This window comes from Flectobacillus roseus (assembly GCF_030056595.1).
Taxonomy (GTDB): domain Bacteria; phylum Bacteroidota; class Bacteroidia; order Cytophagales; family Spirosomataceae; genus Flectobacillus; species Flectobacillus roseus.
This window is the reverse complement of record NZ_JASHIF010000022.1, coordinates 61,497-75,232: the sequence shown is the minus strand read 5'-3', so window position 1 is coordinate 75,232 and position 13,736 is coordinate 61,497. Positions and strand designations below refer to the sequence as shown.

The window sequence follows — 13,736 nt, the reverse complement described above, 5'->3', positions numbered from 1 at the left end:
AAATATTTTTATTCAAAAACACCAATAGCAGAGATACTTAAAAAATATCTATGAATAGTTTAGAATGAGTGATTTGAAATCACACTCTCCAATTGATATCCTGCTCAAAAATTATTTCTTAGCAGGGGCGGCAGGAGCAGGAGCTTCAGTAGTGTATACAGAACCTTCACGAAGATTTTGAATACCTTCTACAATGATTTTTTCTCCAGAAGTTAAGCCCTTTTTCACAATAACTTTTTTGCCAATTGCTGTTCCGAGCTCTACACGACGTTGCGTTACTTTGCTACTATCGCCGGGAACATACACGAAAAACTCGCCTAATTGCTCTGATATAGCTTTGTAAGGAATCACAACTGCAGCATTACTTTTAGTCAAAACTCGTACGGTTCCTGTCATGCCTGCACGAAGGATATTTTGTGGATTTGGAAAAATCAAACGAGTTTTAATCGTTCCAGTTTGAGCATCAACTGCACGGTCTAAAAGCGCGATTTTACCATTGTATGGGTATTTTTCGCCATTAAATGCTAAAGTAAAAGTTGAGTCAGAAGCAGAAGTTTTTTGTTGAAGCATTTTTGAGAATTTAAAAATCTCTTTTTGGTCTACATTAAAATCAACTGCCAACTGGCGGTCAGTCGAAACGGTATTCATAATCGTCTGACCTGCTGTTACTGCTGTACCTTTTTTCACTAAAGAAATACCAATGGTTCCATCGAATGGCGCAAAAATTTTGGTATATCTTACATTGGTTTGAACACTACGAATATTTGCTTTGGATGCGTCCACTTGTCTTTGTGCTGCTTCCAAAGCGGCGTCAGCATTGTCGACTAGTTGTTTTGCTACGGCATCGTTTTTGGCTAACTCATGATAACGATTAGCGTCTTTTTGAGCTTTTCCTAAATTAGCTTCCTGTACTTTCAGATTGGCAACTGCTTGGTCGTAGTTTGCTTCATATAATTGAGTATCAATAGTATACAACAATTGCCCTTTTCTAACACGAGCACCATCAGCAAAATGAACTCCAGAAACATAGCCACTTACTTGAGGACGAAGTTCTACCATATCCAGCGCATTTACTGTGGCAGGATATTCATCAAAAAACGCTGCGTCAGTCGTTTCAACTGGCTCGATGCTCACCGAAACTGGTGGGGGAGTTAGTGCAGCTGAATCAGTTTTTTTTCCGCCACAAGCACTGAGTAAAATGATACCCATCATCGCGGCAAAAGTGTTTGTTTTATGCATTAACATAGGATTCAATGTTTATTAGATAATCGGACAGGGCCGATGCGAATATTTTAAATACTAGTAATTTAGTTGACCGAGTGCCTTTTGCACGTCTATTTTGCTCGAAAGAACCAAATACAAAGTATTGTAGTAGTTGATTCGTGCTGAGCGTAAATCTGTTTCAGCTGTAATTACCTCCAAATACGTTTTGATACCCGAACGGTATTGCATTTGCACCAAATCATATACCTCTTTGGCTAGCTCCATATTTTCTTTCTGAGAAAGAAAAACGCCTAAATTGCTTTTGTAGGTAGCCAATGCTTGCTGATATTCGTTGTTAACCGTATTTTTCAGGTTCACGATATCCAAATTTAAGCGCTTGATTTGCCACTCAGCAGTATTGGTATTAATCTTACGTTTTCCACCTTGAAAAATAGGTAAAGCTAAAGTCAAGTTGGCAAAAGAGTTGGGATAATTTCTGGTATACAAATCACCAAAACTATTATTTAAAAAGTTGAGGTTGTAGGAGCCATTCAAAGATACACTTGGGAGATATGCCCATTTGCTATAATTCAAATCTGCTTCTCTCAAACGTTTGAGGGTTTGTAATTGCTGATACTCAATTCTATTTTGTACCTCTACTTTTTGTGCTGTATCTAGTGCAATTTCATTCTCCATCTGAGTGGGTTCGTAGGCAATTTCCAAAGGCTTATCGACAGGGTAACCCATCAAAGATTTGAGCGCTTGTAATCTTGCTTTCAATAATTCTTCGTTGCTCGCCTTCGTCGCCATGGTGTTATTCAAGGTAATGGTAACACGTTTGTAGTCGATTTTGTCGGCTGTACCTGCGTCGTAGTTACTTTTGGCATCTTTCAAGCTCTTTTTCAAACGAATAATGTCGCCTTCTGCTACACTGATTTGTTGTTTGGTCGAAAGTACTGCATAAAAAGCTTTTGCAACATTTGCCGCAACGGCGATTTTGTTGTTGGTAATAGTTTGTGAAGCTTGTTGACGAACATCGTTTTGGGAGCGATTTGCCAATAATAAATCACGATTAAAAATACTTTGTGTCAAACTAAATTGGGCTGCCGAAGTGTTGTCAACGCCTAGTTTTACAGGATTGCCTCCAATAATGCTCGTTTGAACAGCAAAGTTGTGCTGTAAATTGTAGTTGAAATTAATTTGTGGATACCAATCTGCCAATTTGCTCTTGATGGTATTTTCAACAACGCGCTGGTCTATGACCGATTGTTGAATTAAGGGTTGATGTTTTAGTGCATATTGAATCACATTATCGAGTGTGGCTTTGTCCAAAGTTGGAGATTCTGCCGCAAGATTCTCTGCACTAGTACCCTGAATAGCAGTGGTATTCTGCGTGGTTTGGGAAAATGTTTTGCCTGACCAACTGAGTAAACTCAGTGCTGTAAGAAACAGCGTCGGCAACATTTTTCCTCTGTGAAGCCTAGTACTCATGAATTTAAGTTTTAGTAATTGATTATTTGTATTGCTGAGGTACAACGTATTTGAACAACGCCCATCGTTTGGCTTTCGTTCCGATTTTAAAATCGTTTTCGATAAAAAGGTCAATATTGTTGACTATTGTGCTAAAATACCCGATGAACAACCTGAAAGGGTATGATAAATAAATGATAGTTGAGTTTAATCATTGTCTAATACATTTTGTAATAAAAAAGGAAGAGTATCAAATACTCTTCCTACTAAAATCAGGCCAAATGTTATTATTCGAAGGTTTTGAAGGGTAAATCCAAGATTTCGAAATTTGTACTACTTTTATAATTAAAATGCCACCATTCCATAGGATCTACCACAAATCCATGTCTTTTCATTACATCTTTTAATAGCTCTCTATTTTGTTTGACTTCGTCCGAAACCAAAGGAAATTCAGGATGCGAGGCATATACCAAGGCATCGAATGGGGTTGGCATCTTGAGTTCTTTTCCCGTTTTTAAACTTACTAAAGTCAAATCTAGTGCAATACCTTTATTGTGCTTACTACCCGTCCAAGGCAAACCCATATATAAGGTATCAGGGAGCATTTCAAACATTTGAACGGTAACCGAATACGGACGATAAGCATCATAGATTTTGAGGGATAAGCCTTTCGATTTTAGTTCTTCCTGAACTTTTGCTAGCGCTTTGGCAACTGGCAGTCGAACATAAGCAACGGCTTTAGGATAAAGTTTTTGATAAAAAATATTCTGTGAAGTAGCATATTTGATGTCCAGTTTGATACTTGGAACATATTTTTTTATCAATACTAAAGCCTTATCTCCATCTTCTTTTACTGTTTTGAGATAGGCTTCTTCGGTATAAATAACCAATAGCTTTTGGGTCTTTTGAGCCTTGATTGGAAGAATAGATAAAAATACTAAAGTGCTAATACTAAAAGCTTTAAAAATGGTATTCATGAGAATTAATGATAATGGTAAGGAAAAGAGCGCAATTTTGCCCAATAGCAAGAGAGCCTAATTGCAACTAAACCGTTTGCAGATATAACTTTTCGAGCTCGTTGGCCGATATAGAAGAAGCGTCAATGATAGATACTAAGTTCCCTTCTTTCATAATACCAATGCGGTGTGCCACTTCTTTCGCTCTAAAAATATCATGTGTTGCCATTAGAATAGCGGTACCGTTTTTTGAGAGTTCTTTGAGTATTTCCGAAAATTCATTGGACGCCTTTGGGTCAAGTCCGCTGGTGGGTTCGTCGAGCAAAAGTACTTTCGCTTTTTTGGCAATAGCAATAGCTATGCCCACTTTTTGTCGCATTCCTTTTGAGTAGCCTCCCACACGATTATGATGTGCAATGGCTTGTAAACCAGCTTTTTCTAACAAATTTTCTAATTCTTTTTCTGAATAGTTAAATCCTGCTAGTGAGGAGAAAAAAGCAAGGTTTTCGACACCCGAAAGGTTAGGATACAGCATAACTGTTTCGGGAATATAAGCAAGGTGCTTCTTTGTTTCTGTGGGGTTTTGTGCGACCACAATGCCATCAATGACAGCAGCGCCAGCACTAGGTTCGATAAATCCTAGAAAACAGTTGATTGTTGTGGTTTTTCCAGCGCCATTTTGTCCCAACAAGGCAAAAATTTCTCCTGCTTGAATCGTTAAATTGAGCTTATTGAGAGCGGTGTAATCACCGTATTGTTTGGTTAAATTATGAGCTGTAAGCATGGTCAAAAGGGTTGAATATTAGAAAATAAAATTCTTCATGGCTTTCCAGAAACAAAGCAATGAAATCAATACCATAGGAAGAATTGTTGAAAACCATTGAATAATCACTTTGTCATGAAATGAAGCTAGTTTGAATTGCGTCCAGTTTTCTTGGTTTACGGGCTCTTCTGCAAATATTTTCGGATAAAAATACAGGCGCTTCTGCTCATGGAATTTTTCTAAAGCTCCCCAAAAGTTCAAATTGTTTTGAATGTCTGTGAGGCTTAATTGATTGAAAGACAGTTGAGTATTGATACTCGGAACTGCCCATCCAATGATCTGAACAAGGCGTTCTCTCCGCTGAAGTTTTTCTTTGAGTTGCTGAGATGATACTAATGATTCATCATCAGCCATTTGCTGGGCTGCATAATACCATAGCCAGCTGTAGTCATACCCTTGTGGATGTTTGTATTTTCGGAACTGAGGATAATGCTGGTAAAATTTTTCAATCGTAGGCTCTTTGGCTTTATCCCATTTGGAATGATAGGCCTCACGACTATCCAAGGTAGTTTTGAATGCTTCGGGTACAGGATAAATGGCCGCTACGGTAGCATTTACACTGGCAGGAATAATTATGGTCAACATTACCCAAGTGATTAACAAAATTAGAGCATTTTGACTAGAACCCTTTTGCCAAGAAACTACTAACCAAGCTATGCTAAACCAAAAAGTTATATACAGAATAGCTACCAAACAAAAGGCTATGAAAGTGATGTTGAAAGCAATTGAAAGATAAAATTTGGCAATGATTAACAGGGTAAAAAGTACTGTCAAAATACTGAAATAGCGAATAACAAGTTTCCAGAGTAATACATTTTTAGGGTTTTGGGCTTGTGTTAAAAGCAAACTCCAAGTGCCTTCTTCTTTTTCCTCTGAGATAATATTGAAACAGAAAGCGATAATAATCAGTGGAAAGAAATAGAGTAATACAAAGCTAAAATCCAAGTTCCCCAGCAACTGATACATGGGGTTCATGAGGTCTGTTGTGTATTTTTGCTCCTCCAGATTTCGAATCGTAACGCTGATAATTGAGGGATTTATATCTCTTTGACCAATAGACAGTCCAGCCAAATTAGGCGTGTGATTGACCAATCCAAAACGGAGATAGTACAATAGCAATCCCATTTCTTTATTGACATTTTGTACATATCTATCAATATTTTCTTGTTGATAATGCGCTGTTTTTTCTATTATTTGGGCGTTTTTTTCTAAAAATTGTTTGCCGATATTAAGACTTATTAGCCCTGAAATAAATAATAGTAAAAGCCCCAACATTAAGCCTTTCGAACGTACAAAGTTCTTGATTAATAGAGTTTTCATAAATTGCTTGCAGTTTTTGTGGTGCTTTTATACTTTAAATTTTCTTTCTTGATTTTTTATCAAAAAAAACAGTCCAAAAAGCCATATTGCCATAGCCAGAAATGAATAAACTTCGCTTTTCAAGACTGTTTCCAGACTTAAAAAACGGTATTCAAAATCTGGAAAAGAAGCCCAGTATTTTTGACTGATGCTATAATTTTTTTCGGTTGGTTTGCGCTTTTGATTACTGATTAGCTTGATTTGAAGCTGATTCATGTGTTGTGCAAGCTGGTAGCGATAGGCTTCTGTTTGCTTCTGAAAATCTTGATAATTGGCATAATCTGTACCTGAAAGTCCCATCGATATATTTTTGATAGCCATGAAAGGATTGATAATCGCTGTTTTTCTGACTATATCTTGCTGCTGTTCGTAGGACTGAACCAGTTGCTTTTGATGGCGATTAAATACTTCAGCACTCAAGCGTTCGCCTTCTTGCATAACTACACCACCATAATTGAAAGGTAATTTGTGGGTAGAATCTACACCGTAAGCTTTGAGCAAGGAGTCTTTCAGAGCCGAAAAGTGGGGGTCGTTGGGATTATGACTATCGCCTAGCTTGATTAATTCGGCTTCGATGGCGGTATCGAATTCTATTTTTGAGGGAGAATGATACATGTTTTGTCCAGCTACCTGTGATATTTTGGGTAAAACCAAGGTAAAAACCAACCAACAGCCAATCAATTGCGTAAGTGCCGACTTAGAAGATTGACTTTTTGCTGAAATAAGAATGGTTAATATGCACACGATTCCGATAAAAATCAGATAACTGAGTATCATTAAACCCCATCTTACGATTGGTTCTAATCCTGTGTGGCTATCTAAACTCATGACTAGAAGTATCGAGCTAATCAGAATGATGGGAAGTAAAATGGTGAGTGACAAGATAAATAATCCCAGAGTTTTGCCCCAAATAAGTTCTTGCCAACTGATAGCTTGCGTCAAAAGAATCTTGAGTGTTCCATTTTCTCGCTCTTTGGTAATCAAATCAAATCCCCAGAAAATGAGTAGGAGAGGAATTAAAAGTTGGAGAATCAAGGCACAGGAAAGTTCTCCAAAACGTAATAATCCACCCGAAAAACTTGCTTCTGAAAAATTCACGGTATTTTGTCGGTGTGCTTCTAGAAATACAGCATTTCCCAAATAGCTGTCCATCCCAAAGTCAAAAAAACTTAAAGGGTAATTTTCTCGAAAAGCTACATACCCATAATGCGCCATTCGGTGTGGGTGTTTGTCGGGGCTTTTTTCCCAACCCTCACGAACTTTAGTGTGGTAATGCTCCGTGTTTTCATGATGGTTTTCCATGGTAAAATATCCCGTAAAAACTGAAAATAGGAGCAGAGCATTAAATAATACCATCAAAACTTTTGTACTTCGAGACTTGATGGTATGTTGCCAGACCTGTTTGGCTAGAATTTTTAAAATCCAAAATCTCATATCATTGTGTGGTTTATAGAAAATAGAGACGTTGCCAGCAACGTCTCTCTGAAAATTAGAATTTATACGTCATCGTTAGCATCAAATTGCGAGGAGCGCCTGGAAACAAACGTGTGTAGTTTTGAGCGCCCAACCAATAAGTGGAATCAAAAAGATTATTGATATTGAGTGCAACTTGAACATTACTTTTGCTTGGTGTATAATACAAAGCTGCATCAAAAGTGGTAAATGCTGGCACTTCAAAGCCACGAGTGAACCACGGAATTTTGCTTCCTTGATACTGTACACCAAAGCCAATTCCTAAATCAGTTAGGCTCGATTGGGCATCAAAATTGTAGCGAGTCCATAAGTTTGCACTATTTTTGGGCGTGTTTTCCTTTCGTTGACCAATCAAATTAGCATCTCTGTCCATAACGATGACGGCATCGATATAACTGTAAGAAGCATTTACTTGCCAATTGGGTAAAATGAAACCTGCGATATCTACTTCAAAACCTCTACTTCGGTCGGCACCACGTTGTACCAACAAATCTGGATTGCTGGGATCATTGGCATTCATCAGAATATTTTTCTGATTGATTTCATAAATTGCTGTATTTACTGTAAATCTTCCTCCTAAAATGGTAGCTTTAGCTCCTATCTCTTTCAAATCACTTTCCAATGGCTTAAACATCGCCGCGGATTGGGCTGTCCAAAAATAGTTGCCTGTACTTGGCATCAGGGTGACGGTATTGGATTGTGGCTGGTATCCTTTCAAATAAGTTCCGTAAACATTAATAGCCTTGTTTACTTCGTAAGTCAAGCCAATACGAGGAATAAGTGCTGTGTTTTTGAAAGAAGCTTCATTAGGCGCTTTGTAATTGGTAATATCTTCAAACCATTCATTTCTAAGGCTCAACAAAGCTGACCATTTTCCCAATTTGATTTGTTCCTGAATATAAATCGCCTCTGTTGTCGTCATCGCCGAAGGAATGGCCGTGCGCACATTGAGTGTGTAATCATTAAGATTTCTGACGGTGTAGCTTGGGTTGTTGAGGTCAAAATAACTTACATTTGGACGTGGCAACGTTTTACCATTGTAGGTAATTGTTTGATAATTAGCTGCATTAGCTACTGAAAAACTACCTGCAACACTGCCATCTTTCAACAAAAATCCTCTTGCTGCATTTTGTCCGCCACCTTTAATTTTGTGCCAAAACTGCCCATCGTAGCCCACCAACAGTTTATGACTGGTTTTACCTACATCAAAATTGGCGTTCAAATACAAGTTGATATTATCGGTACTCCATGATTGTTTACGTTGGATAAACTGCATTCCTACTAAGCTACTCACTTGTGCACCAGTAATATCTGTCGCAAAGGCATTGGTGGTGCGGTGTTCTTGCAAATCTTCCAACCAGTTTTGCTTCATATAGGACGCATTGAAAATCAAATTCTTCGTGAATTTATGCGAAAGATTTCCCATCAAAATCAGATCCTTTGACGAAAAGAAATCACCCGAAGCACTCAAACTTGTATTAATAGGAGTACTGTTCAAATTGGTTACGCCTGCTACTGCTCCAAAAATCGGTTGACCTCGGTCGAGCGTTCCATTGAGGTTGCTGTAAATCAATTCGGCATTAATAGCAGTTTTGTCACTTGGCAAATAGGTAAAAGAAGGAGAAATCAAAACAGCGTTGTTGTTGACCAAATCACGATAAGATTTGGCGTCTTGATAAGCACCATTTAGTCGATATAGAAGTGTTTTTGACTCATTGAGTGGTCCTGTAAAATCGAAAGTTCCGCGAACGGTACTAAAACTTCCTGCACTCAAACTGACCTCATGGCGTTCTTGTGCCAAGGGTTTTTTAGTCACCATATTGATACTTCCTCCTGGGTCAACACTCGAAAATGTAACCGAAGCAGGTCCTTTCAGTACTTCTACACGCTCGATGTTGGTGGTAAGAGGTTGCAAAAAATAATACTGACGAGTACGCATCCCATTGATGATTTGTCCTTCCTCGTTTTGACTAATTCCACGAATGCTATATTGATTGTAAAAACTTGAAGGAATTACGCCACTGGCAATTTTGACCGCATCTGCCAACTGAAATGCCTGACGGTCAGCAATTAGTTCTTTGGTAACCGTACTCATAGCTTGTGGCAATTCTTTGTTTTTAATCGCAATTTTGGTCGCCGAAAAACTATACTCACTGTTGTAATCTTTTTGTGTACGACCTACAATTTCAACCGCCTGAAGCTCTGTATTATCATTGAGTAACACAAATATTAGTGGTGTTGAAGAGGTGTTAAGTTCAATTTTTTGGCTTAAAGGTTTGTAACCAATTGAGCTGATGCTGATTTGTGCTGAACTAAAATCAAGTTGTTCGATTGTAAAAGTGCCATCATTGTTGGTAATAGTAGATTTAGTTTGTTTAGCTGATTTGAGCTTTATGCTCGCATGTGGAATAGCTTGTTGATTTTCGTCGATTACTTTTCCTTTTATCAAATTTTGGGTAAAAGCAGTCAGGCTCAATAGCAGTGCAACTGCCATCGAGAGTATTTTTTTTAAGTACATGGAAAAAAGTATAAAGTTTAAGTTGAGAAAATGGAAAGTTTTACTCAAATGCAAAATCGTATTTGCAATATTGTTGCAAATATAGGACAAGAAATTATTTTCCTAAAACGATTTGGCTTGAAATCTGTAAAATACCCAATAGCTAGCCACTTTTGCGGTAAATATTCCCCATATTCATTGCAAAATATGCAGTGAATATTGCTAATGCAGTAAATAATGGATATATTCACAGTATAAAATGCAGTGAATATGTATATCTATCAACTCTTAAAATGGCCAAATTTTACGTGGGATACTGAGGTAATCACGCCTTTATTGGCATCAGTGCGCTACAAACAGGGTAAACTAACAGGTAGAATGATGGGCTTAGGTTTTTCTTTGCAAGAAGAAGCCGAGCTTAAAACGCTCACCGAAGACGTACTCAAGACCAGTGAAATTGAAGGGGAGTTTTTGAATCCAGAACAAGTTCGCTCTTCGGTAGCTCGTAAATTAGGGATGGATATTGGAAGCTCAGTACCTTCCGATCGCCATGTGGACGGAGTGGTCGAAATGCTCTTGGATGCGACTAAACATTTTTCACAATCCCTAAGTGATGAACGATTATTTGGTTGGCATGCTGCTTTATTTCCAACAGGTAGAAGTGGGATGTTCAAAATCACAGTGGGCAATTGGCGTACCGCTCAAGAAGGTCCTATGCAGGTGGTGTCAGGCGCTATGGGAAGAGAAATCGTACATTTTGAAGCACCCATTGCCGAAAAAGTGACTGACGAAATGCAAGCATTCTTGGCATGGTTCAATGAAAGTCAATCTTATGATTTAATCTTAAAGGCAGGAATAGCCCATCTTTGGTTTGTTACGATTCACCCTTTTGATGATGGCAACGGCCGAATCGCTCGTGCCTTGACAGATTTATTATTAGCTCGCTCCGACGCAAGTTCACAGCGTTTTTATAGTATGTCAGCTCAAATTCAAAAAGAGCGAAAGACGTATTATACCATGCTAGAAAGAACTCAAAAGGGCGATTTAGATATTACAGACTGGTTATTTTGGTTTTTGTCTTGTTTAGAAAGGGCTCTTACCGAAGCTGAGCAAACCTTAGATTCTGTGTTAAAAAAAGCCAGCTATTGGAGCTATTTTTCTACCAAAATACTCAATGAACGCCAGCATTTTATGTTAAACAAATTGATGGATGGTTTTGAAGGAAAACTAAATACGTCAAAATGGGCAAAAATGACCAAAGTTTCGAATGACACGGCGTTGAGGGATATTCAAAATCTGGAAAGTCAGCAGGTATTGGTGAGAGAAAACGCAGGCGGACGAAGTACGCATTATCAATTGATTGATTTGGGAAAAATAGATTTCTAGAAATAATTACTTCTTGATTGAAAAGTAGAAAATCCAACAATCCTCTTTTACACTTTAGCAGCCTTTCTTTTTTGGGAAAATCAGAAAGGATAGGTTTTATCAATCACAATCAATACCTCAACTTATGCTAAAGTGTATTCAAGGACTTTTATGGGTACTATGTATGGTAGTTCCATGTTCAGAAGTATTTTCTCAATTTGCCATTTCTTCAAAAACAAAAATTCAAGTGGTTGCTGATAAACAGCAATATGCAACTTTAATGAAACAATTTTTGGAAGAAGATGTGCAGAAAGTGTATGGAAAAAATACGGATTCAAAAGCTTCGTCTATTATAATATTAAGAGTTGCTGGTACTTCAATACCACAAATTCCAAGCTCAGAAATTCAAGCAATTGATCAATCGCTTCAGGGTAAATGGGAGGTTTTTAGCTTTAAAACTTTACAAAGAAACAAACTTCAATATCTTATTGTAACAGGCTCTGATAGAAGAGGTTTAGCGTATGGAACATTCACATTATCTGAAAAGTTGGGTGTGAGCCCTTGGTATTTTTGGGCAGATATTCCTGTTGCTTCTCGTGAGCAAGCCACTGTTATTCAGGATTCTACCAGTGCAGAACCTTCTGTTCAATACCGCGGTATTTTTATCAATGATGAAGATTGGGGATTACAACCTTGGGCAGCCAAAACTTTTGAACCCGAAACCAAAGATATTGGGCCAAAAACCTATGCAAAAGTATTTGAATTGCTACTTCGTTTAAAAGCCAATATGATTTGGCCAGCTATGCACCCAAGTACCAAAGCCTTTTACCATTATCCTGCCAATAAAGAGGTGGCAAACCAATATGGAATCGTTGTGGGAACTTCGCATGCTGAACCCATGATGCGCAACAATGTAGACGAATGGGTAGATAGCACTATGGGCGAGTATAATTACATAACCAACAAAAATCGTGTAACTGATTATTGGATAAAACGACTAGAGGAAGTCCAGAATTTTGAGAATCTTTACACTATTGGTATGCGTGGCAAACACGATAGTGGGATGGAAGGAATCAAAACCAAAAAAGAGGCGGTAGCACTTACAAATCTGATTATCAATGAACAGAGAGCGTTGTTGAGTAAATATCTCAAGAAAAAAGCACAAGATATTCCTCAAGTTTTGACTTTGTATAAGGAAGTGTTGGAGCTTTATAAAGAAGGCTTGGAAGTACCTGATGATATTACGCTGATTTGGCCAGATGATAACTATGGCTATATCAAAAATCTAAGTAATGCCAACGAACAAAAACGTGCTGGTGGTTCTGGGGTGTATTATCATGCCTCATATTGGGGGCGCCCGCATGACTATCTATGGATTGGTACGACCGACCCTTCGTTGATGCGTTTTGAAATGCAAAAAGCCTACGAATTAGGGAGTCGAAAAATATGGGTATTGAATGTGGGTGACATCAAGCCACAAGAATATCCGACGCAGTTATTTTTGGATATGGCATACAATATGCAACCATTTTTGAAAAATATTTCAGGAAAAGAGCATTTAGAAAATTGGACTTTCAAAAATTTGGGTTCAAAAGAATATGGTAGCCTTTTATGGAAAAATTATCAATTAGCCTTTATTCGTAAACCAGAATTTATGGGCTGGAGTCGCACTGAACCGACTACCCAAACAAAAGCTACTGATTTTTCTTTGGAGGATGTCAAAAAGCGAATCGCTGATTTTGAGAGTTTGGAGCGAGGAGTTGCTCAACTAGAGCCTCAATCAGAATTATTGAAATCCCCTTATTTTCAGTTGGTTGCTTATCCCATTTTGGGGGCGTCCAAATTGAATCAGAAATTTTTGTATTTGGATTTATATTACAGAACAACACCCAATGCACGAACTGACCAACAACCAGAATTTCAAAAATCATTGGAGGCTTATCAAGGAATTCAATCTTTGACTAAGCAATATAATTCTGGCAAATGGCAGAATATGATGAGCATGAATCCTCGTAATTTGCCCGTATTTAAAAAGCCTGAGGAGTTGAAAAATGTCCCTCAAAAGATCGATAAAGTAGGAGCTTCAATCAAAATTATTATTCCTGCTGGAGCATTTTCTGAACAAAGTAAAGGGACAGACTCTTATTGGGAAAAAATAGCAGAGCCGTCGTTTACAGGTAATGCTTTGGTGAGTAAGCCATTTTCTTTACAAAAAAGTATTGCACAAAATTCAGAGGTGCAGGCTTGGGTTAACTATGAGATAAATATCGAAAAAGAAGGAGATTATGTCCTAAAACTCAAAGCGATTCCTTTACATCCTTTGCATAGAAATGTAGGTCAAAAAGTGGAAGTAAAACTAGATAAAGAGATAGATAAAGTGCTTGATTTTGAGACATTTGATCGCAGTGAAGAATGGAAAGAAAATGTATTGACCAATAAAACAATAAAAGAAGTTGGAAAAATTTCTTTGACCAAAGGAAAGCATATTATTCAATTGCGTATGATAGATGCAGGGGTATTGCTGGATTCAATACAGTTGGAAAGTTTGGAGTAAAACGAGTTAAATAAAAGTGCTAGCCCAAAATAGGTA

At 37.8% G+C, this 13,736-nt stretch carries 9 protein-coding genes; 2 read left to right on the top strand and 7 right to left on the bottom strand.

What is annotated here, in order from left to right; genetic code table 11:
• Positions 1-111: 111 nt before the first annotated feature.
• The 7 genes from QM524_RS21275 to QM524_RS21245 all read right to left on the bottom strand — a co-directional run bounded on the left by QM524_RS21275 (position 112) and on the right by QM524_RS21245 (position 9,778).
• Positions 112-1,245 carry an efflux RND transporter periplasmic adaptor subunit gene (locus tag QM524_RS21275; protein ID WP_283346128.1) on the bottom strand — a complete coding sequence of 378 codons (1,134 nt, stop codon included), beginning with the start codon at positions 1,243-1,245 and terminating at the stop codon, positions 112-114.
• 54 nt (positions 1,246-1,299) lie between these two features.
• Complete coding sequence (locus QM524_RS21270; protein ID WP_283346127.1) at positions 1,300-2,694, bottom strand: TolC family protein; 1,395 nt, start codon at positions 2,692-2,694, stop codon at positions 1,300-1,302.
• Between the two features lie 266 nt (positions 2,695-2,960).
• Positions 2,961-3,650 (bottom strand): M15 family metallopeptidase, encoded by a 690-nt coding sequence (locus QM524_RS21265; protein WP_283346126.1) that lies wholly within the window; start codon positions 3,648-3,650, stop codon positions 2,961-2,963.
• 67 nt (positions 3,651-3,717) lie between these two features.
• The gene (locus QM524_RS21260; RefSeq protein ID WP_283346125.1) at positions 3,718-4,413 is read right to left on the bottom strand and encodes an ABC transporter ATP-binding protein; all 696 of its coding nucleotides are present in this window, start codon (positions 4,411-4,413) and stop codon (positions 3,718-3,720) included.
• 18 nt (positions 4,414-4,431) lie between these two features.
• Entirely contained in the window at positions 4,432-5,772 is a 1,341-nt protein-coding gene (locus tag QM524_RS21255) for a DUF3526 domain-containing protein (RefSeq protein ID WP_283346124.1), read from the bottom strand.
• A 27-nt stretch (positions 5,773-5,799) separates the two neighbouring features.
• Positions 5,800-7,245 carry a DUF3526 domain-containing protein gene (locus tag QM524_RS21250; protein ID WP_283346123.1) on the bottom strand — a complete coding sequence of 482 codons (1,446 nt, stop codon included), beginning with the start codon at positions 7,243-7,245 and terminating at the stop codon, positions 5,800-5,802.
• Between the two features lie 55 nt (positions 7,246-7,300).
• On the bottom strand, positions 7,301-9,778 hold the full coding sequence (locus QM524_RS21245; protein WP_283346122.1) for a TonB-dependent siderophore receptor: 2,478 nt from the start codon (positions 9,776-9,778) through the stop codon (positions 7,301-7,303).
• 273 nt (positions 9,779-10,051) lie between these two features.
• On the opposite strand from QM524_RS21245, the gene QM524_RS21240 reads away from it, so the two are divergent.
• Both QM524_RS21240 and QM524_RS21235 read left to right on the top strand, forming a co-directional pair.
• Positions 10,052-11,167 carry a Fic family protein gene (locus QM524_RS21240; protein WP_283346121.1) on the top strand — a complete coding sequence of 372 codons (1,116 nt, stop codon included), beginning with the start codon at positions 10,052-10,054 and terminating at the stop codon, positions 11,165-11,167.
• A 124-nt stretch (positions 11,168-11,291) separates the two neighbouring features.
• Positions 11,292-13,700: a glycosyl hydrolase 115 family protein gene (locus QM524_RS21235; RefSeq protein WP_283346120.1), complete on the top strand. Its 2,409-nt coding sequence runs from the start codon at positions 11,292-11,294 to the stop codon at positions 13,698-13,700.
• Positions 13,701-13,736 lie beyond the last annotated feature (36 nt).